Source organism: Mycobacterium toneyamaense, from assembly GCF_055384815.1.
In genome coordinates this window covers 785,396-805,061 of record NZ_AP040333.1, presented here as the reverse complement: position 1 = coordinate 805,061, position 19,666 = coordinate 785,396, and the positions used below count along the sequence as shown (strand labels likewise).

Genomic DNA, 19,666 nt, shown 5'->3' with positions numbered 1-19,666 from the left:
GGTCAAAGTGTTTCGGGGCCGCGGGTGATCAGTCGCTCCGCCACGCGGAGGCACCGACGTTCAGATACCGGATCTGGCGCTCGAGCATGGTGGCCGCCGCATCCAGATCACGCGCCGTCGTCTCTTCGTCGAGCCCGCGCGCAATGACCTCGAGCATCGAATCGATGCCGGCGAGGATGGTGGCCATCAACATGCTCGACAGCATCTCGACATCCCCGACGCTCCACGACCGGATGGGTTCGAACCGGGCCATGTAGGTAGCCAATTGGCTGGCGTACAAACGGATTTCCGACCGAATCTCGCGCCGGAGCACCGAATGACCGGCCGCACGTTGGCGCGCCAGGAACGCCAGGTGTGCATGGTCGCGCGAGACCACGCCACGAAGCGCCTGCACCCCGACGTGGATGGCGCCGCCGGACGAATCGATGTCGAGAGTGGCCATCTCGCCCATGATCTCGCGCAGCGTGCGAAAGGTCTCGTGAATCACGGCGAGACCGAGGTCGTCGAGCGACTGGAAGTAGCGGTAGAAGGCCGACGGCGCGACACCCGCCTTACTGGCGAGCTGCCGCAGGCTCAGCGCGTCGAAGCTCGATCCGCTGCCGGTCAGTTCCAGCGCCGCCGTCATCAACGCGCGGCGGGTGTGCTCGCGGCGCTCCTGCTGCGTCCGGCGCCCATGCCGATCCCGCCCGTTGCCGGAGTCCGCCTCGACAGATAGAGAGCGTTTGTTCTCTGTGTTGCCTGTCACGAAACCAACTATAGCTATTGACCTCGCCATATCGGCAAACATACCTTACGGAACATTCGTTCTCTAACTTGAATGGAGAAATCATGGCACGTATCGCAACCCGCCTACCCGGCGAGCGCAACCTGGCCGAGGAGGACCGCGACCGGATCGCCGCGATCCGGGGCGAGCTCATCCGCATCGGCAACGGCTGGCGCGAACGCCATCCGTTCCTCGCCGCACACCAGGACGGCGTCGGGATGGCGATCTTCCTGGCGTCCATCGCCGGCGTACTCGTCGACGCCGCGCTCTACGCGGCCGGCATCCTGCCCTGGTACGCAACCATCCTGATCACCGCGTTCTGGCTGTCATTGCTGCACGAACTGGAACACGACCTCATCCACTCCATGTACTTCCGGCAGAACCGCCCGGTGCACAACGCGATGATGTTCGGGGTCTGGTTCTTCCGGCCCAGCACCATCAACCCCTGGCTCCGGCGGACGCTGCACCTGCACCACCACGAGGTCTCGGGCACCGATTCCGACCTCGAGGAGCGCGGCATCACCAACGGCGAACGCTGGGGCAGCCACCGGCTGCTCAGCCTGCTCGACTCGATGCTCGGCATCTACACCAAGCCACTCCGACAGCGCGCCATCGTCACCGCCTACATCAAGCACGAGGCCCGCTCCCCCGAAGAAGCGCGTCAGCTCGCCGCCAAGACGCTCGCACTGTACTTCCCGCTCGGCACCATCCACTACACGCTGTGGCACCTGTTCATCGGCGTGCACGTCTACGAATTCGTCACCGGCAGCAGCATTTCCGGCAGCTGGGTGACGGCGCTTGACTTCGTGGCCGTCACGCTGCTGGCGCCGAACGCGGTGCGCACGTTCTGCCTGCACTTCGTCAGCTCCAACATGCACTACTACGGCGACGTCGAGAAGCACAACGTGATGCAGCAGACCCAGGTGTGGACGGCCAAGTGGCTCAAGCCCTTCCACGCCCTGTGCTTCAACTTCGGCGAGACCCACGCCATCCACCACTTCCTGGTGCGCGACCCGTTCTACCTCCGCGAGGCGATCAAGCACGATTGCCAGAAAGTACTGCGCGCCAACGGTGTCCGCTTCAACGACTTCGGCACCTTCGGGCGGGCCAACCGCTTCAGCCTCGCCCCGGCGCACGTCGAGCCCTGACCACACCACTTCTCCGAACGGACACACCATGACCGAGACCCAAACCGCCCAGCTGTGGATCTGCGTGCGCTGCGGCATAATCTACGACCCCGCCGACGGCGACCCCGACAGCGGGATCGCGCCCGGCACCGCATTCGAAGACTTCCCCGACAACTGGGTCTGCCCCGTCTGCGGCGTCAGCAAGGACGAGTTCGTCCCCTACGAGGACTGAGCCGCGCGCCAGGCACCCCGCCGGAGCAGCCGCAGCCCGTTGAGCCCGACGATGATCGTCGAGCCTTCATGGCCGGCCACGCCCAGCGGCAGGGGCAGAGTGCCGACGAGATCCCAGACCACCAGCACGGCAATGAAAGTCGCGGCAATCGCCAGGTTGGCCATCACCACGCGGCGGGCGCGCCGCGACAGCGCGATCACCGCGGGGACGGTGCGCAGGTCATCACCGATGATGACGGCATCCGCGGTCTGCAAGGTGAGATCCGAACCAGCGCCGCCCATCGCGATGCCCAGGTGCGCGGCTGCCAGCGCGGGCGCGTCGTTGATGCCGTCACCGACCATGACCAGCCGCCCACCGTCGGCCTGCAAGTCCCGGACGGCAGCCACCTTGTCGTGCGGCAGCAGGCCGGCACGCACCTCGGCGATACCCACCCGGTCGGCCAATTGTCCTGCCGCCGTGGCATTGTCACCGGTGAGCAGGACCGGGGCCAGCCCTGTCAACGCGGTGACGGCGGCGACGGCACCCTGGGCATCGGGACGGAGTTCGTCGGTCAGGCCCAACACCGCGACCGCGCGACCGTCGACCGCCACGACGACCGCCGTACCACCCCGCTGCTCCATCTGGGCTGCCGCGTCGGCGCTGTCCGCCGACGGCGAGGACACGGTGATGGTGTGTCCGTCGATGACGGCCCGTACGCCGCGGCCCGGTTCGGCGGCGAAATCGGCGGCTCGCGGCAGGACGAGTCGACGCACCTTGGCCGCACGGACGATGGCCGCACCCAGCGGGTGCTCGCTGGAATGCTCGGCGGCCGCGGCCAGTGTCAGCACCTGATCTTGCGTGAAATCACCTGTCAGCAGCCGAATCTCCGCAAGTTCTGGAGTCCCGCGGGTCAACGTCCCGGTCTTGTCGAACGCCACGCGGGTGGCGGCGCCGAGCTGTTCCATGACCACCGCAGACTTGACGAGCACGCCGTGACGCCCGGCATTCGCGATCGCCGCCAACAGCGGCGGCATCGTGGCCAGCACGACCGCGCACGGGGATGCGACGATCATGAAGGTCATGGCCCGCAGCAGCGCCTCCCGCACGGAGTCGCCCGCGAGCAGCGGGATCACGAACACCGCGAGGGTGACGGCGACCATGCCGATCGAGTAGCGCTGCTCGACCTTCTCGATGAACAGCTGGGTGCGGGCCTTGGTCTGCGACGCTTCTTCCACCAGCGCCGCGATGCGCGCCACGACCGAGTCGGCGGCCCGCCGGTCGACCCGGATCCGCAGTGCCCCGGTGCCGTTCAGCGTGCCCGCGAAGACCTCGTCGCCGACGGCCTTGTCGACCGGCAGCGGTTCGCCGGTGATGGTCGCCTGATCGACCTCACTGGCGCCGTCGATCACCGTGGCGTCCGCGGAGATGCGCTCCCCCGGCCGTACGAGCACCACGTCACCGACCGCCAGCTCGGTGGCCGGCACGACGTGCTCGCCGTCGTGGGACAACCGGGTCGCGGTGTCGGGCGCCAGGTCCAGGAGGCCGCGCACCGAGTCCTCGGTCCGCGCCGTGGCCAGGGCTTCCAGCGCGCCCGACGTCGCGAAGATGACGATCAACAGGGCACCGTCGGTGACCTGGCCGATCGAGGCGGCGCCGATCGCCGCGACGACCATCAGCAGGTCCACGTCGAGGGTCTTCTCGCGCAGCGCCTGCAGTCCCGCCAGCGCCGGCTCCCAGCCGCCGGTGACGTAGCAGGCCAGGTACAGCGCCCACCACGACCAGGTCGGCCCACCGGCCAGCTGCAGCACCAACCCCGCCAGGAACAATGCCAAAGCCAGTGCAGCCCAGCGCATTTCGGACAGGTCGAACCACCCGCGGCGTGACGGAGCCACCGCCGCGCCGGACAGCGCCGGCCGGGCGGTCTGGGTCACCGTCGCCATGACGCACCTCGCAAACACATGCAGTCAACGTTATCAGAACAAATGAATACGTCTTCATGTGTGTGCCCTAGTACACTACAAACGTGGGACATGGTGTCGAGGGGCGTGACCGCCCCACCGGGCGGCTCGACGCTGACGCCGCGGCTCAGGTCGCCACGACTCTGCAGGCACTCGCCACTCCGAGCCGGTTGATGATCCTCACCGAACTGCGCCAGGGCGCTCGCTCCGTCACCGACCTCGCCGACGCGATCGGACTCGAGCAGTCGCTCGTCTCACACCAGCTCCGCCTACTGCGCAATCTCGGGCTGGTGACCGGCACCCGGAGCGGCCGCAGCATCGTCTACAGCCTGTACGACAACCACGTCGCGCAACTGCTCGACGAAGCCGTCTATCACAGCGAGCACCTGAGACTGGGGCTGGCGGACCGCACGGGCGACGCGAGCTGAGCGCCGGGTGGTCTCGTGAACCGTTGCGCCACATCGCAAGGAGGGTCCATGTCCACCACACCCACAAGCACCAATGTCGCGACCTTCGAACGATTCCACTGCAGTTGCAACAGCGGCGACATCGACGACATCGTGAGCACGATCGACGACGTCTTCCTCCCCGACGCCGTGGTCCACTCACCGCTCGCGGCGGGTTCCGGGCCGGACACCATGAAGCTCATCTGGACGCTGCTCCTGCGTGCCTTCCCCGACATTCACGTCATGGTCGACGACATGGTCGTCGACCATGACAAGCTGGCCTCCCGCCAGACGGTGACCGGGACACATCTCGGCGAGTACCGCGGACTGGCGCCGACCGGCAAAACCGTTGTGTACGAAGAGATGTTCATCATCCGATTCTCCGACGGGTTGATCGCCGAAGTCTGGGGCGTGGTCGACACCTTGTCGCAGCTGCAGCAACTCGGCGCAGTGGGCAGGGTCTAGCGCGCGGGATATGCGTGGATCAACGCGGTCGTGAGCTTGGGCACCGCGTGCACCAGATGATGCTCGGCGTCGTGGGCGATCCGATGGGCCTGCGCCAGGCTCAGCTCGGGATCGAGGTCGAGTTCGACGTCGGCATGCAGGCGGTGCCCCATCCAGCGCATGCGCACGCTGTGCACCGACCGCACCCCCGGTTCGGCTGCCAGCGACTGCTCGGCAGTGTCGACGAGTGCGGGGTCGACGCCATCGAGCAAGCGACGGAACACATCTCGCACCGCGGTGCGCAGCACCGCCAGGATCGCCACCGTGATGATCAACCCGACGATCGGATCGGCGAGCGGGTATCCAAGGGCCACACCGCCGGCGCCGAGCAACACCGCCAGGGACGTGAACCCGTCGGTGCGCGCGTGAATGCCGTCCGCGACCAGCGCTGCCGACCCGATCTGCCGCCCCACCCGGATGCGGTAGACCGCCACCGTTTCGTTGCCGAGAAATCCGACCAGTCCGGCCAGCGCCACCCATCCCACGTGATCGATCATCTGCGGGTGGATCAACCGCTGTACCGCCTCATAGCCGGCGACGATCGCCGACAGCGTGATCATGCCGACCACGAACAACCCAGCCAGGTCTTCCACCCGGCCGAAGCCGTACGTATAGCGGCGCGTTGCGGCCTTGGCGCCCAACGCAAATGCGATCCACAGTGGCACCGCGGTCAGGGCATCGGAGAAGTTGTGGATCGTGTCGGCCGCCAGGGCCACCGACCCGGACACCACCACGATGGCGATCTGCACCACCGTGGTGAGACCCAGCACCAGCAGGCTGATCTTCACTGCCCGGATACCGGCGGCGCTCGATTCGAGCGCGCTGTCCAGGCTGTCCGCCGCGTCATGGGAATGGGGAGCGAACAGCCCTCTGACCGCGCCCCAGCCGCCGTGGGAGTGGCTGTGATCGTGCTGGTGGCCGTGCTCGTGCACATGATCGTGGTCGCCGTGAGGGTGGTGCCCGCTCATCGCCGGCCGCCCCTGCGCACGGCGGTGTCGGCATCGAGACTCCGCACGCCCGGGTCCTGCCGATGGTGGGCCGGCACCCCGGGACCCGCGTGTTCGGCGTTGTGCACGGCGTCGACGACAAGCTGACGCACGTGCTCGTTCTCAAGGCTGTAGAAGATCGTCGTACCGGCACGGCGGGTCTGGACCAACCGCGCCATGCGTAACTTCGCCAGATGCTGTGACACCGACGGCGCGGGCTTGCCGACGCGCTCGGCCAGTTCGTTGACCGACAGCTCGCACGCACTCAACGCCCACAGCAGCTGGACCCGCGTCGGGTCGGCGAGCATCCGGAACACTTCCACCACCAGACGCACCTGGTCGTCGGCGAGCGGCGCCGGCACCTGGTTATCTGCATTCATACGCAGATAATAGACCGTCGACCGCCGATCGATTCCGGGAGCGGCGATCAGCTGCCGCGGTCCACCATGTCGAACACCTTGACCGCATGCGAAAACGGCTGCGGCGTAACACCTATCGGACCGAAGGGATGGTCGAGGGTGTAGATGACGTACAGCAGCAGCGACAACAGGACGGCGACCGCTCCGACCAGGACCGCGTGCGCGCGGGCGTTCTCCAGCCGCATGAAGCAGGTCAACAGGATCAGAACCGTCCCACCGAAGATCAGGGCACTCCACAGGAGCGCCGGGATGCGCTGATGGGAATTGAGGATGCGCTCGCTGCGGTCCGAGGCCAACACCGTCAGCTCACTGAGGAACTGCGAATCGATCGGGCTCGCCGTCGGTCCCGAACTATGCGTTCCCACAATGCGATACATCTCGCTGAGCGCGGCGCGGCCGTTGTTGCCGATGTCGGCGAACTCGTCCATGCCCCAGGCGGGCCCCTGCACCGCGGCGGCGTACTTACGCAGTTGCTCGCGAACCTGCGCCTGCTCAGGTTGCGGCATCGCGACGGTCTGGCGGTACAGCGTCGTCAACGTCGACGCTTCGTTGGCGACGTTCGTCTCGGCACTGAGGAACTGCTGCCAGCCGACGACGACCGTGAATCCCAGGAGCGCGCCGTAGACCAGACCGACAACAGTCAGGAACGGCGACAGGAACGAGTTCTGTTCGGGGCGCGCATCGCGGGCGATCATGCGTCGCGTCACGAACACGCAGCCGACCGCCACGCAGACCGCCCCGCCGACAACCATGGCCAGCAGGAGCCAGGCGCCGAACACTCCGAGGTCACCCATAGTGGAACAAGCATGCCAATCGCCCCGAGGCGGCGTCAGCCAATCCGGCAAAACCGCCTAGAGCACGAAACCGCACAATACGACGCAGTTGTCCGGCACCTCGGCAATGTGCGGCGGTGCCGGATCTGCGGGCTCGACGCCCATCGGCGGCACGTGCGTCGCTCGGACGTCGGGCAACCCGGCGGACGTCTCGCTCTGGTTCTGCTTCTGGTTGACCGGAGGCGCATCCGATGCCGGCGCCGGCACAACCACGGGTGCCGGGGGCGTCGGAATCGGACTCGAACTCGGCGGAGCTTGCACGACAGGGGACGCGGGTACGTGAGCCGGTGGCGGCGCGGGCGCCGGCGACGGGCCGGCGGAGCCCAGAGGCATCGTCGCAACCAGAGCCGAAACCAGCACCATCACTGCGAGTACCACCGGCGTCAGCCATGCCGGCTTCCTGGCAAGGCGTTTGGGGCCGGTCCCGTCGGCAGTTCCGTGAGCGCCGTCGCGAGGCGAGGCCAACGCGGCACCATGCGCGAGTGCCAGGATCGATTCGGCCTCCGAGTCCACTCGAATGTGGTCCGGCAGTTCCGCGGCAATGGGATGCGCGTGCTCGTCGGCGCCGACGAGGACGAGCCGTTGAGGTTGGCGATCGAGCCCACCGAGGATGCCGGCCAGCCAGCCGGCCGCGTCGTCGTCATAGAGTCCCGACGCGACGACGGCCCGCGGCTCGTCGGTACCCGCGACAACGGCGCACCCCCGTAGCCCGCGCTCCACATCGGGCTCCAATACGCAGACGACGGTGTCGGTACTTCCGGTGTCGGACACCAGCGCCGAGCCGGCCGACGCCAGCGGAACCGGCAGCAGATCAACATCCAACTCTGCGGGCAGCCCACTGAATCCGACGGCGTGATCATCGGCGTCGGCGGTCCAGGTGACGGCGACCGTGCGGGCACGGCAGCCACGTTTGGCGCCCTGTGCGTAGATGCGGCGCACCGCCGCGGCCAGTTGGGCACGGGACGATCGCCCCTCGTCGAGAGAGACGGTCACGCCGTCGACCGCAAGGTGGGGCGCCACATCGCCGGAAGCGAGCGTGACGCCCGCCGTGGTTGCGGTGAGCGCAATACCGATCACAGCGTCCATGGGCCACTCCTCGAAACTCACCGCGTTTGGCGAATGCTTCGGCAAACGGCCAGCGCGTCACGCCCGCTGCACCACAGGACGTATCGGCACCGGACGTGCGTCCGGTTTGCCTGTACATCGATTTCACGGCGAATCTTGTTTCCCATAGTGAAAAACACCACAGGGGCTGATTAGCCAGAATGAAGTCGGAGCCGCCCAGTACGCCACCGACCGGCAACCTCGAGAAGACAGCGACGACGACGGTGACCGACCCCAGGCAAAGCCCTGGACCGCACTGGCGCAGAAAATGTCGGCGGGGTCAATCCGCCTGCTACAGTCCGGCTGTGTCCGGTGGTCGATCGACCCGGAGCTGGCACTGTGGAAAGGAATACGGCAATGGTCTTCACCAAATCGGTCGCCCAGCGGGCGGTCGTGGCTGCCGCAGGAGCCGCCATGGCCGTCATGGCCGTCGCCCTGCCGACGTCGGGTCAGGCGCTGGCCGCTCCGACAGCCCCCAACTGCACTCCCGCGGATCTGGCCGGGGTGGCTTCGGGTGTCGCCGCTGCCGCCTCCGCCTACCTGTTCACGCACCCGGACGTCAACGATTTCTACGGCAGCCTGCAGGGCAAGCCGCGCGATGAGGTCGCTAACGAAGTCCGCACGTTCTTCAACGCAAACCCGCAGGCGCACAGTGAACTTCAGGCGATCCGTCAGCCCATGACGGATTTCCGTGACCGCTGCGGCCTCGAGCAGCCCGACCGTCCGCTGTTGGGCGACTGATGCGTACCGCCTCGCTACGCCCCCGGCTGATCGCCGCCGCACTGGCCGCAGCCGCCGTACCCGGTTTGATCGCGGTCGTCCCCGCGGGCACCGCCGCCGCCGATGTCTGCTTCGGTGCCGGGCGACGCATCACCGTCAGTGGGTGCACCGACTTCGGCGCCGTCGCGCCGTACGCGCCGCCGCCGGCCTACTACGCACCGCTGCCCGAGGACATGCCGCCGCCACCACCGCCGCCACCGGTTCAGGGCTGCGTCGGCTGGAACGGTCGCTGGGTCAGCGCCAACACCTGCCGCTGAGCCCGCACCCGCCCCGGACCGCGCCGGTCAGTACGCCCCAGCGGCAGCCGGCTGGTCCGTGGCGTCGGTGCGGCCACGCAGCGCCCAGTGCAGCCGTTTGGCCGCAGCCAGCGCACCGCTGGGCGCGTGCGGCTGGCCATAGTGGATGAGCAACGTGACGCGCCGCTGCCCCGAAGCGATCGGCATGTTGGCGTGCAGGCTCCGATAGCCCCAAAACAGGTACACGTCACCGACATTCATATCGACGACGGTCGGTCCGTGGCTGCGGCCCAGGCTCTCCAGGATCCGCTGCCGGAACCTCGCGCTCTGATGGACGATCTTGTCGAAGATGTTGACCAGCACCGAGCGGCGGAACGGCCGCTTGTTGAAGTACCCCACCAACTCTCCCGACCGGCCCGGTTCCGCATCAGGGATGAACAGCGGGACCACCATCGTCACGACACTGGCGTCGTAGTGGAACCACCAGGCATCGCCGTCGGCGTGTGGGCCCGCGACAATGCGCACCGCCGTGCCCGCCATGTCATGCGCGCGGTCCGGGAACCGCTGGCGGACGACACTGTCGAGAAATGTGCGGACCGAATCACTGGCCATGAACGCGTGAATCGATTCCAGGTGGCCGTCCTGCGGAGACAGGACGAAATGGTCTTTCTCCCCGTGCGCGGCCAACCAGCGATCGATTTCCGCCCGGGAATCAATCACCCAATCCCATTGCACGGCGTTTGCTACCCGTGCGACGCCGGCAGCGTCCAACTGGTGCGCCACATCGACGGGATCGCACGCGTTCATGTCAAATTCACACATTTGAACGGCAGTGTAAACAACCAGAGAACGTCGTTACCAGCATTGCTGCGATTTGACATTTGCCCGGTGATGACCTTGCAATTCGCCGGTCGCGGGGATGATTCTGCAATTGCGTAAATATGGCGGAATTTCCGCACTTCACGCACAGTGATCGACCCCCTTCGCGTATTACGGTCGCGACATTCCGACCGAGTCGCTATCCCTCGGTGCGGGTAAGTCTTCCTCTGGTACTCGGCGAAGTTCTCGAAGCGGCCGGCCTGCGTCTCGTAGATGCGGTCCCGTTCGGCGCCCTGAAGCTCACGTACTCGTACCGGGTACTTGTCGCGCCCGATCTCGACCGCCACCCGCTCAGGGTGGGCCATCGCGTTGTGGTACCAGGCGGAGCTCGTGTCGTTGCCGTTGTTGGACGCGAACACGTAGATCTCGTCGCCGTCAGATTTCTGGTAGGCCATGGGGTTCTGCCTCGGCTGGCCCGACTTGGCTCCGACGGTGTGCAGGATCAGCATGTCGAATTGCGCGAACCAGCCCCCGACCGCACCGGTTTCGCGAATCTGCCTGATCACGTCGTTGTGGAAATCCGTCTCATCCCCAGAAGTGCTCATGCCTTCATCGTTCTGGCAACGCCATCCAATGTCAACTAGGTTGATATGTGTGCCGCCTCATGCGGCGTGATGCCGTCAGTTCCCAACGCCTTGGCATCGATACCCCCAGGGGGTATGTTTGATGTCGACTCCGATACGCGATCGATTTGGACGACGAGGAACGACACCATGGCCAGCGAGTCCCACGACCACCACGGCGACCACCAGGGCGGACACGACCACGCCTCCCACATGGATCATGCGCACCACGGCGGCGACATCAACGCGATGGCAGTCAGCGCGACGCTGCACTGCCTCACCGGCTGCGCGATCGGCGAGATCGTCGGCCTCGTCATCGGCACGGCCCTCGGCCTGACCAACCTGGCGACCATCGGACTGGCCATCACGCTGGCATTCGTCTTCGGCTACACGCTGTCGACGCTGCCGCTGCTGAGAGCCGGTCTGGCGATCGGCACGGCGCTCAGCGTGGTCCTGGCCGCCGACACGCTCTCGATCGCGACCATGGAGATCGTCGACAACCTGGTCATGGCTGTGATCCCGGGTGCGATGAACGCCGGCCTGGTCAATCCGATCTTCTGGATCGGGATGATGATCGCGCTGACTGTCGCCTTCTTCGCCGCCTACCCGGTAAACCGGTACCTGCTGCAAAAAGGCAAAGGCCACGCACTGACGCACAAGTACCACGGGGGCGGCAGCCCCGACGTCGCCGGAGTTCGACGATTCATCCCGTCGCTGAGCACTCCGACGCTGACCGCAGCGATCACTGCCTTCATGCTCGGCGGCTTGGTGGTCGCCGTCGCAGACCGGCTCGGCGCTCCCGACACCGCGCCGCACAGCCAAACAGCACCGTCAGCCCACGCGACACCGTGAGCGACATCAGAATCCCGATGCCACCGATGCGGCGCCCGGCGTTTAGCATGAGTCGTCCCTATGGGTCCCTATCTCGATAGGTGCCGCCCCCGTAGCTCAGGGGATAGAGCACGGCTCTCCTAAAGCCGGTGTCGCAGGTTCGAATCCTGCCGGGGGCACTCAGTGTTTTTGCAGGTCAGCGAGGCTTTCCGGGCGATTGCCCTACTCCCCTTCGCTCCTCTCTGGTCGGTGCTTGGTCGGTGCTTCGTTGGTATCGAGTGGTGCAGGATGGTCAGCCTCCGCGTCCATCGCCGCCATTTTGCGCCGAATTTCGGCCACCGCAGTAGCCCGGCGCGGGTCTGCCAGTACGTGCTTGAGCCGCTCGCGGCCTCTATCGCGCAAGTCCATCGACGTCTCCGCCCGCTTCGGCTGCCACTATGAGAGCCTGACGCGCGGCCAGGTCGAGCCGCACAGCCACATCTTCTAAGTCTGTCGGGAAGAACGCAGCGTAGTGGTTCAACGTGGTGGCGGCTGACTCGTGGCCAAGGAGACGGGCGACCGCAACGACAGACGCACCTGCCTGGATGGCCAGAGATGCCGCGGTATCCCGAAGATTGTGTGGCGTGATGCCTAGCCCGAGTTCTTCGACAGCGTCGTCAAAAACGTCACGGCGGAAGTTGCGATTGCGGAGGGCGGTACGGTTCGCCGATGGGAAAACGAGGTCATTTGGTTTCTGATCGCCTTTGAATGTAGCGAGTTCGTCCGACACGATCGTCGGAACTGGCACCGTGCGCGCTTGATGGTCTTTCACCGGTGACATCTCGCCCCGTGGGGCTTCCTCGGAGTAGGCACGAGCGACGCGCAGACTCTTCCTCTCGATGTCGACATCGGCCCACCGGAGCGCGGCCAGCTCGCCCCAACGCAAACCGCAGTAACCCGCGACCAGGACAAGCAGACGGTCGCGCGATTGGCTCATGTGGTCAGCCAGACGCCACAGTTGGTCGTGCGTGAGCGGTAGCGGATCGTTGCCCTGCACTTTCGGCAACCGGATGCCAGCCGCTGGGTTCCGGTGGATCGCACCGTCCCGGACCGCGTGATCGAAGACTCGGCGCAGTACGCCCAGCGAGTGACGTGCCGTAGCCGCGGACTGTTTGCGAGACAGCTCAGCCGCCCAGGATTGGACCTCAGAAGGTCGTACAGATACCAGCGGCCGACGGCCGAACGTGCCAGCAATCTGCTTTGTGATCGTTCCGCGGATCTTCCGTTCGGTCGCCGGCGCCTTGGCGGGTTGAGCCGACAACCAAATCTCGCACCACTCTCGCACCGGTCGCTCTCCCGCTTTAGGGTCGGCCCATGCGCCGGTCTTCAGAGTCTCGACCTGTTTGCGTTCCCATTCTTGGGCGTCGCGCTTGCGGGGAAACGTTCGCGACGCGACGTATCTTCCGCGGTAGTAGACACGAGCCCGGTAAACGCGGGTGCCATTCGGGCGAGAAATTGTCAATACCTGTGGATCGGGGTGTTTCAGGCGACCTCCGTTCCGGTGCTCTCGTCACCGTTTGAAGGCGGTGTTGGTGGGGTGATGTCGGTGGGTCGTTCGAGTAGCTTGCCTTTGTGGAAGACCGCGCCGGCGCGGACCAGGGCGACCAGGTGCGGGGCGTTGACGGCCCGCCAGCGGGCCTGTGCGGCGTCGATCAGCTTGTAGGCCATGGCAATCCCGGCCGTGCGTGATCCCGGCCCCTTGGTGACCTTGGTTCGAAGTCGCACCGTGGCGAAAGTGCTTTCGATCGGATTTGTCGTCCTCAAATGGATCCAATGCTCGGCCGGGTACTTGTAGAACTCCAGCAGGACATCGAGATCGTCGACGATCTTGGCGACCGCCTTGGGATACTTGGCACCGAAGTCGACCTCGAAGGCCTTGACCGCCAGCTGAGCCTTGTCGATATCCTCGGCGTTGTAGATGTCTTTGAGCGCCGCCAACGCCGACGGGTGTGCCGACTTCGGCAGTGCGGCAAGCACATTGGCCTGCTTGTGGAACCAGCAGCGCTGCTCACGGGTGGCCGGGAAGACTTCGCGGACCGCCCTCCAGAACCCAAGGGCACCATCGCCGACGGCCAGCACCGGCGCGGTCATCCCGCGGCGTTTGCAGTCACGCAGCAGGTCGGCCCACGACTCGGTGGACTCCCGATACCCATCGGTGATCGCGACCAGCTCCTTGCGACCATCAGCACGCACGCCGATCATCACCAGCAGGCACAGCTTGGTCTGCTCCAGGCGGACCTTGAGGTGGATGCCGTCGACCCACAGGTAGACGTAGTCGGTGCCGGACAGAATCCCGGCGCCCGAACGTGGCGGCTTCGTCCTGCCACTGCGCGGTCAGCCGGGTGATCGTCGACGCCGACAACCCCGCACCCGAGCCGAGGAACTGCTCGAGTGCCGGCCCGAAGTCGCCGCTGGACAGCCCATGCAGGTACAGCAGCGGCAGCACCTCGCTGATCTGCGGGGACTTGCGTGCCCAGGCGGGCAGGATCGCCGAGGAGAACCGCTGCCGGACACCGGTATCGGGGTCAACCCGGCGGTCGTTGACCCGCGGTGCCTTCACCTCGACCGCGCCGGCTGCGGTCAGCACCTCACGCGGTTGGTGGTAGCCGTTGCGGACCACCAACCGATGGCCGTCCTCATCGAGCTGGTCGGCGAACTGCGCTACGTAGGCCGCAACCTCGGCCTGCAGCGCCGCGGCCAGCATCTGCCGGGCGCCGTCACGAACGATCTCGTCCAACAACGACCGACCAGCACCGCCGGCACTTTCGTTGGCCTCGGCGGCATCGTGAACTACGGTGAGCATGGGCGTACCTTCCCGAACCAGCGCGCCAACGCCGGCTCATGATCGGACCTTCGGATATTCAGATCATCCTCGGGAAGGTGCGCCCACTTTCACGCCCCCACACCGAGGCTCATCCACAGGTTCTGATCATTGCTCCATTCGGGCCGGTTCTCGGCTCAATCATTCTGCGCTACAGCTCCATCCGCGACTCGCGCCGAGAATCCAGCCACTCGTCGACTTCCGCTGAGTCCCAACGCAGCGCAGTTCCGATGCGGATCGCCGGCGGCCCCTCACCTTTGATGCGCCAGGCCCTAATGCAGCCGACGGACACCCTCAAGCGGTTAGCAACCTGGTCAATCTTGAGAAGTTCGCCACCGCTGGGAGCGCCGCCCCGCACCCTCGTGTTGCCGGTCCTCGCCATCGCTACTCCTCACGTTCCGATGGCTCACGCACCGGCCGCGGCCGGCTTGTGTCTAAACTCTCCGGGTCTCTTTGACGACTCGTCAAATCAATCTCGACTCGGTCAATGAGCTGCTTGATCGCATCGCAGAACAGGTCGATCGGATTCGCGACGAGATGGGATGAGGCACAAATATGCTCGCGCACTGCGTCTTCCGAAACAAGTGGACTTCTGAAACGAACATCGAGACCGTTCACAGAACTTATACCGACGCCGGTTGGAGCGCCGATCGGGCTCAGTGTCGAATCCGCCGAGAACTCCCCCAAAACCGCCGTCGCCGATTCACGGGTGCGAACGGAGAAGCACACGCGTAGAGCGCAGTTATCACGCGTGCTGGTCGGAATGCTGTCAGCAGTGGGCCGCTGTGTGCTGAGAATAACCATGATTCCGGCGGACCGGCCGCGCTTAACCAAGTCCCGAATGATTGCATCGATCTCCGCAGCAGTCGCTTTCAGCTCTTTAGAGGTGAAAGACTTTGCATCCAAATATGCTTGGCACTCGTCGACTACAACAATGACAGCTGGGTGCAGTCGACTGGGGCCGACAGACCACAGGTTTGCGTGCTTGTAGAGGTCGCGCGAGATGCTCAGCCGCTCCCGCATCAGCGCCTGCACGTCTTGCAAAGCAGCACGGACGATTTCGAGGTCCCCTGCTGCCTCACCGCTGATGTAGCGATACGCACGACGTGCCAGCGGTTCCAAGTCGTAGCCCTGCTTACCGTCAATCAGGAGCCATTGGACGTCATTTCGCGATGCCAGCGAGGCCAACATCAATGTCAACCAACTGGTCTTGCCGCTGCCAGGCACGCCACCGAGGACGACGCCACTTAGATTACTGCAAGGTGCCCCGATCAAGGCACCTCGCTCATCGACGCCTAACGGCAATTCCCAACCTCGACTAGGCGGCACAACAGAAAGAACTGTAGGCGTGCCAAGGGGGTCCCGGACGCGCAGCTGCAGCTCGAAGGTGCCCGGCCGCGGCTCTGTCACGGTGACTTCACGCACCCGCAGAGCAGAACTCAGATGTCCGCAATGCCGGTCCCAGCTATCCCGACTCTGTCCAGGTACACCGGCAACCATCACTGCCATGCCGTACGGCGTTGCACTTGTCCCAACCACCGGCGGTATATACCTAACAGCACGTCGGTCATCCCACGCGATGCCGGCGACAACACCCCTTGCGCGCGCAGCACGCGAACGGCGTAGGTCCGCGTCTACGGACAGGTCAAGTATCTCAACAAGATTCGCCCACTTGTCACGACTCAGCAGAATCGAAGATGCGTAGCGCAATTCCGGACCGAACGCAGAGCAGCGTCGACGAGCCCGCACACGTACGACCATCCAGATTCCCGCTGCCAACACAACCGCAGCGCACGCAGACCACAACACGACGTCGCCGACCCCATTCAGCGCGGCCAACCACAATCCGAAAAATGCTGCACCGCAAAGCAACATGATCCGTCGAGCGCTCACCACGGTTCGGCTCCAATCAGATCGCGCGGGCATCCCTCCGCAGTCGGATGACGCTTCCACCATTCGATCTCGACCGCGTGAAGCGTCGCCTCGTCGGGAATCGTCCACCGCCAATCGGCTGGAATCGGCGACGGCCATTGGTCGCGGTTAAAGATGTCGAAGCCCAGAATCGCCTCCCGCACAACGTCCAGCGCTCGCTCGCGATGCCTTGCCGGGTAGCGCAATTGAAGTTCTCCGGCGGGCGGTTCGTTCAAGTACCGCGCTCTACGGCACGCGGCAGAGTTCGCGTGCAGGCAGTGTTCGAGCACATGGTTACAGTCCCGACATACCAAGCCGCGCACCATACCCGACATATGGTCATGGTCGATCACGCGGCCATATATCTCGCCGCAAGCCATGCACATAGGGCCGAACTTCGCGGAGAGGACCTCATAAAGACGTTGTCTGGAAGCGTTTTTGAATGGGGCGGGCGGTATCCGTGTGTCGTATGGGAAGCGGGGACCGCACGGCACCGAACTCTCGGCCGCGATGATCACCCTTATGGCCTCCGCGGATCTGTACCGACCGAGTTCAGCGAGCTCGACGTTAACCGGCCCCTGACGGCAAAGAAACTTGCGAATGATGGCCGCCTGTCGGTTTGGCGGGAACGCCGCCAGCACATCGCTCATGTCATGAACCAGCGATCCCATAGGTGACAACACACGACGGGCCCCACACGGTTCCGTCTTTACCCACAGCAACCACCGAGGGACCCGTGCTCATGGGGTTGAGATATCTGAACGCCTGTGGGGGCATTGGATGGCAGTCATACCCGGGGAGGGCAGTGACCTCCGATGATGCTGGCCCAGCCCTGAGAAGGCTGGCCCTGTTCAGTTCAGAACCGCCCACCGCGGCCGTTGTGCCCAACGGTGATGCAGCGTGCATCACTGCAGCGAGCGCCACAACGCCCCCGACTGATACTGCGCAAGCCGCGCCAAGGACGAGCAACAACCATCGACGCATCAGTGCTGGTCCTCGAAGCCACGCAATCACCGCATAACACCGGCCTGTTAGGGACAACCGGAATGGGTCACTTCCTCGAATCATGTTTCTCTTGAACATCATTCGCTCGCTCCGCGCCGCCCGCAGCTACCGACCTTGGCAAGCTCGGTGACGGAACCAACAGCTATCAGAGTCTGGATATAGACCGTCACCACGAGCACACCCCTGGGCGCACCGCCGTTCCAGCCAGACTTGCCCTCTGCACGGACCGACAACGTGCATCGGCCTTCGGCCCGAAACAATGTGCCGGCCGGCACCGTGTCCAACGGTGTCGTCGTTTGGACTTCCGCACCATCCAGGCCGATGCCTGCAACGCTCACCGCCAAGCCTGTAAGCCTGTGGAGTTGTGCGCCGTCAATGAGCACCGGCTCATCGGTCGCAGCTCCATCACGGTACACACGCCTCGCGCGGCCCGCGCCCCCCGTTCCAAATGCCAAAATCTGCGTCGGGTCGAGGACAACATCGTCCAATCGAGTGAGATCAGCCATGAGCCAACACCTTTCGGTTTCAAGACGTCTAGCGCGTCCACTAAGCCGAGTTTGACCGACAGCGGATTCTCTACGCACTTCACGTAACCGAAACGGAGAAGCCGCAGGTCAGGCCCGACATCAGTGGGAGGCAATCGCGTAGATCTGCGTCCATTTACCACCACGCCACTACAGCAGCAAGAACCGATCGCTAATTGAGATCAACATTAGTTGTCGGCAGTCACCACTACCCTCAGTACATGATTGCCGAACTACCGGATCACGCCCTCGCCGCCGAGCGCTACCACACCATGAACATTGCGGCTGCCAAGCTTGCACTGGCGGCCGGCGTTAAGCCGGCCGAGGTCCGCCGAATCAGCCGTCTCAAGCGAATAACAATCAAGCGATCCGCCAACTCAGTCCGCCACCAAGTCGTCGAGCTAACAAAAATGGCAGTTCTCACCGGCGAGCACGTCCCTCACGAACTGACCGATCAGTCTGCGACAACAGCACGGATTCTATCCCACGCAGATGAACACGATCTGGGTCGTGGGTACCTTGAAATCTGCGCGCAGGCAGTACGCAACGAACGTCTACATATTTACTACCACCACACGACCGAATTCCAGAACGAGCACAATACCATTTCTGACGAATACTTTCGATGCACCGCGAAGTTTAAACAATATGAGAATGATTATGAGCTTGTCGGCAATCGCCTTGATGCGATCGCCGACAAGTTGCCCGTGCTGTCATGGCCAGCTCGGCGAGCGTTGGCAGATGAACTCGATAATCTCGTACGGCGCCGAGACAAGCTACGGGCCCTGTTATCAAACACCTACAGACAAATCGTCGCCATAAGTGATAAATATAGAAGACATCAAGCGAGACGTGTCTACTACCACTCACACAGAGTGCCCGAATACCGAGATGCATCGTTAGTTTTTATGGCTCTTCATGATTGAGGGTGTAGAACGGTCAGCTGCTGTCGGCCTGTGATTGGGGTGTCTGGTTGGCTGGGTGTGTGCCGGAGGAGAAGCGGAAGAGTAAGAGGAAGAGCGCGGTGTCCGGGGGTGGTGTGGACCTGTCGATGCTGCAACAGCTGATGGCCGATGCTGGCCGGGATTTGTTCGCGGGAGTGTTCGATGAACCGACACCCGAGGTGGGAGCTGTGCCGGAGCGTGTGCGGGGTTTCCGGGTGCGGGTCGACCTGATGTACGCCAAGCCGCCGATCTGGCGTCGTCTGGTCCTGCCGGGTGACCTCGTGCTCGATGAGCTGCATGACGTGCTGCAGGTTGCGATGGGCTGGCAGGACGGCCATCTGCATAAGTTCGGTGTCGGGGCGGACCGGCGTACCCGTGCCTACTTCGTCACCAGATTTGATCTCAGCGAAGGCGACGACGGTCTCGTCGAGGACGGTGTGCGCCTGGATCAGGTGGTCTCCGGTAAGGGCGACCGGTTGTTCTATGACTACGACTTCGGCGACGGATGGGAGCACGTGCTGGTGGTCGAAGACGTTCTCGATGATCCACCTTCGGCTCCGGCGTGCCTGGCGGGCAAGATGGCCTGCCCGCCGGAGGATTGTGGTGGCTTGGGCGGCTATGAGGAATTGGCTGCGTGGGTTCGTGGCGGGTACGACCCGCGGGCAACACCGATGGGGCTGGGTGCGCAGGAGATGCGCGACTGGCTGCCCCGAGGCTGGCACCCCGATCGTTTCTCGGTGACCGAGACCAATGACGCTCTGGCCGCGTCGAATATGCGTTGA

At 64.6% G+C, this 19,666-nt stretch carries 21 protein-coding genes, 1 tRNA gene and 3 pseudogenes; 10 read left to right on the top strand and 15 right to left on the bottom strand.

What is annotated here, in order from left to right; genetic code table 11:
* Positions 1-28: 28 nt before the first annotated feature.
* Positions 29-745, bottom strand: a complete 717-nt coding sequence (locus tag ACZ5IQ_RS03850; protein WP_318987146.1) for a TetR family transcriptional regulator — start codon at positions 743-745, stop codon at positions 29-31.
* A gap of 83 nt (positions 746-828) precedes the next feature.
* On the opposite strand from ACZ5IQ_RS03850, the gene ACZ5IQ_RS03845 reads away from it, so the two are divergent.
* Both ACZ5IQ_RS03845 and rd read left to right on the top strand, forming a co-directional pair.
* Positions 829-1,911 (top strand): fatty acid desaturase, encoded by a 1,083-nt coding sequence (locus ACZ5IQ_RS03845; RefSeq protein ID WP_318987145.1) that lies wholly within the window; start codon positions 829-831, stop codon positions 1,909-1,911.
* 28 nt (positions 1,912-1,939) lie between these two features.
* The gene (rd, locus tag ACZ5IQ_RS03840; RefSeq protein ID WP_464480844.1) at positions 1,940-2,122 is read left to right on the top strand and encodes a rubredoxin; all 183 of its coding nucleotides are present in this window, start codon (positions 1,940-1,942) and stop codon (positions 2,120-2,122) included.
* Here the strand turns inward: rd and ACZ5IQ_RS03835 are convergent.
* Positions 2,110-4,041 (bottom strand): heavy metal translocating P-type ATPase, encoded by a 1,932-nt coding sequence (locus ACZ5IQ_RS03835; RefSeq protein ID WP_318987143.1) that lies wholly within the window; start codon positions 4,039-4,041, stop codon positions 2,110-2,112. The genes rd and ACZ5IQ_RS03835 overlap by 13 nt on opposite strands.
* Positions 4,042-4,124: 83 nt before the next feature.
* Between ACZ5IQ_RS03835 and ACZ5IQ_RS03830 the strand changes: the two genes are divergently transcribed.
* Together ACZ5IQ_RS03830 and ACZ5IQ_RS03825 are read left to right on the top strand one after the other, a co-directional pair.
* Positions 4,125-4,487, top strand: a complete 363-nt coding sequence (locus tag ACZ5IQ_RS03830) for an ArsR/SmtB family transcription factor (protein ID WP_061006796.1) — start codon at positions 4,125-4,127, stop codon at positions 4,485-4,487.
* A gap of 48 nt (positions 4,488-4,535) precedes the next feature.
* Entirely contained in the window at positions 4,536-4,970 is a 435-nt protein-coding gene (locus tag ACZ5IQ_RS03825; protein ID WP_064858306.1) for an ester cyclase, read from the top strand.
* Here the strand turns inward: ACZ5IQ_RS03825 and ACZ5IQ_RS03820 are convergent.
* From ACZ5IQ_RS03820 to ACZ5IQ_RS03805, 4 genes are read right to left on the bottom strand one after another with little or no spacing between them, the layout of a single operon-like run.
* Positions 4,967-5,977 carry a cation diffusion facilitator family transporter gene (locus tag ACZ5IQ_RS03820; protein ID WP_061006794.1) on the bottom strand — a complete coding sequence of 337 codons (1,011 nt, stop codon included), beginning with the start codon at positions 5,975-5,977 and terminating at the stop codon, positions 4,967-4,969. The two genes, ACZ5IQ_RS03825 and ACZ5IQ_RS03820, sit on opposite strands and share 4 nt — an antisense overlap.
* Positions 5,974-6,375, bottom strand: a complete 402-nt coding sequence (locus tag ACZ5IQ_RS03815; RefSeq protein WP_061010375.1) for an ArsR/SmtB family transcription factor — start codon at positions 6,373-6,375, stop codon at positions 5,974-5,976. Before ACZ5IQ_RS03815 ends, ACZ5IQ_RS03820 begins: the two co-directional genes overlap by 4 nt.
* Positions 6,376-6,422: 47 nt before the next feature.
* Entirely contained in the window at positions 6,423-7,208 is a 786-nt protein-coding gene (locus tag ACZ5IQ_RS03810; protein ID WP_060999945.1) for a bestrophin-like domain, read from the bottom strand.
* 57 nt (positions 7,209-7,265) lie between these two features.
* The gene (locus ACZ5IQ_RS03805; RefSeq protein WP_464480843.1) at positions 7,266-8,333 is read right to left on the bottom strand and encodes a DUF7159 family protein; all 1,068 of its coding nucleotides are present in this window, start codon (positions 8,331-8,333) and stop codon (positions 7,266-7,268) included.
* 375 nt (positions 8,334-8,708) lie between these two features.
* On the opposite strand from ACZ5IQ_RS03805, the gene ACZ5IQ_RS03800 reads away from it, so the two are divergent.
* The gene (locus ACZ5IQ_RS03800; protein ID WP_060999942.1) at positions 8,709-9,092 is read left to right on the top strand and encodes a heme-binding protein; all 384 of its coding nucleotides are present in this window, start codon (positions 8,709-8,711) and stop codon (positions 9,090-9,092) included.
* The gene (locus ACZ5IQ_RS03795) at positions 9,092-9,388 is read left to right on the top strand and encodes a hypothetical protein (protein ID WP_110917531.1); all 297 of its coding nucleotides are present in this window, start codon (positions 9,092-9,094) and stop codon (positions 9,386-9,388) included. Before ACZ5IQ_RS03800 ends, ACZ5IQ_RS03795 begins: the two co-directional genes overlap by 1 nt.
* A gap of 27 nt (positions 9,389-9,415) precedes the next feature.
* Here ACZ5IQ_RS03795 and ACZ5IQ_RS03790 read toward each other — a convergent pair whose 3' ends face one another.
* Both ACZ5IQ_RS03790 and ACZ5IQ_RS03785 read right to left on the bottom strand, forming a co-directional pair.
* Complete coding sequence (locus ACZ5IQ_RS03790; protein ID WP_131808703.1) at positions 9,416-10,189, bottom strand: hypothetical protein; 774 nt, start codon at positions 10,187-10,189, stop codon at positions 9,416-9,418.
* Positions 10,190-10,404: 215 nt separating this feature from the next.
* Positions 10,405-10,791 (bottom strand): annotated as a pseudogene (locus ACZ5IQ_RS03785) (nitroreductase/quinone reductase family protein); the annotation flags it as partial.
* Positions 10,792-10,959: 168 nt separating this feature from the next.
* Between ACZ5IQ_RS03785 and ACZ5IQ_RS03780 the strand changes: the two are divergent.
* Together ACZ5IQ_RS03780 and ACZ5IQ_RS03775 are read left to right on the top strand one after the other, a co-directional pair.
* Positions 10,960-11,661 carry a DUF4396 domain-containing protein gene (locus tag ACZ5IQ_RS03780; RefSeq protein ID WP_234785503.1) on the top strand — a complete coding sequence of 234 codons (702 nt, stop codon included), beginning with the start codon at positions 10,960-10,962 and terminating at the stop codon, positions 11,659-11,661.
* 85 nt (positions 11,662-11,746) lie between these two features.
* Positions 11,747-11,819 (top strand) — tRNA-Arg (locus ACZ5IQ_RS03775).
* A 212-nt stretch (positions 11,820-12,031) separates the two neighbouring features.
* Here ACZ5IQ_RS03775 and ACZ5IQ_RS03770 read toward each other — a convergent pair.
* The 7 genes and pseudogenes from ACZ5IQ_RS03770 to ACZ5IQ_RS03740 form a co-directional block, all read right to left on the bottom strand.
* Positions 12,032-12,676: a tyrosine-type recombinase/integrase gene (locus ACZ5IQ_RS03770; RefSeq protein ID WP_267324725.1), complete on the bottom strand. Its 645-nt coding sequence runs from the start codon at positions 12,674-12,676 to the stop codon at positions 12,032-12,034.
* 69 nt (positions 12,677-12,745) lie between these two features.
* Positions 12,746-12,964 (bottom strand): annotated as a pseudogene (locus ACZ5IQ_RS03765) (tyrosine-type recombinase/integrase); the annotation flags it as partial.
* Between the two features lie 197 nt (positions 12,965-13,161).
* A pseudogene (locus ACZ5IQ_RS03760) lies at positions 13,162-14,482 on the bottom strand (IS256 family transposase).
* 169 nt (positions 14,483-14,651) lie between these two features.
* Positions 14,652-14,882 carry a helix-turn-helix transcriptional regulator gene (locus ACZ5IQ_RS03755; protein ID WP_074297552.1) on the bottom strand — a complete coding sequence of 77 codons (231 nt, stop codon included), beginning with the start codon at positions 14,880-14,882 and terminating at the stop codon, positions 14,652-14,654.
* A 2-nt stretch (positions 14,883-14,884) separates the two neighbouring features.
* On the bottom strand, positions 14,885-15,925 hold the full coding sequence (locus ACZ5IQ_RS03750) for an FtsK/SpoIIIE domain-containing protein (RefSeq protein ID WP_165640040.1): 1,041 nt from the start codon (positions 15,923-15,925) through the stop codon (positions 14,885-14,887).
* A 464-nt stretch (positions 15,926-16,389) separates the two neighbouring features.
* Positions 16,390-17,061 carry an endonuclease domain-containing protein gene (locus tag ACZ5IQ_RS03745; protein WP_464480842.1) on the bottom strand — a complete coding sequence of 224 codons (672 nt, stop codon included), beginning with the start codon at positions 17,059-17,061 and terminating at the stop codon, positions 16,390-16,392.
* Between the two features lie 432 nt (positions 17,062-17,493).
* On the bottom strand, positions 17,494-17,922 hold the full coding sequence (locus ACZ5IQ_RS03740) for a hypothetical protein (protein WP_464480841.1): 429 nt from the start codon (positions 17,920-17,922) through the stop codon (positions 17,494-17,496).
* A 239-nt stretch (positions 17,923-18,161) separates the two neighbouring features.
* On the opposite strand from ACZ5IQ_RS03740, the gene ACZ5IQ_RS03735 reads away from it, so the two are divergent.
* Together ACZ5IQ_RS03735 and ACZ5IQ_RS03730 are read left to right on the top strand one after the other, a co-directional pair.
* Entirely contained in the window at positions 18,162-18,866 is a 705-nt protein-coding gene (locus ACZ5IQ_RS03735; RefSeq protein WP_464480840.1) for a hypothetical protein, read from the top strand.
* Between the two features lie 98 nt (positions 18,867-18,964).
* A complete protein-coding gene (locus tag ACZ5IQ_RS03730; protein WP_464480512.1) occupies positions 18,965-19,666 on the top strand; it encodes a plasmid pRiA4b ORF-3 family protein in 702 nt (233 codons plus the stop codon).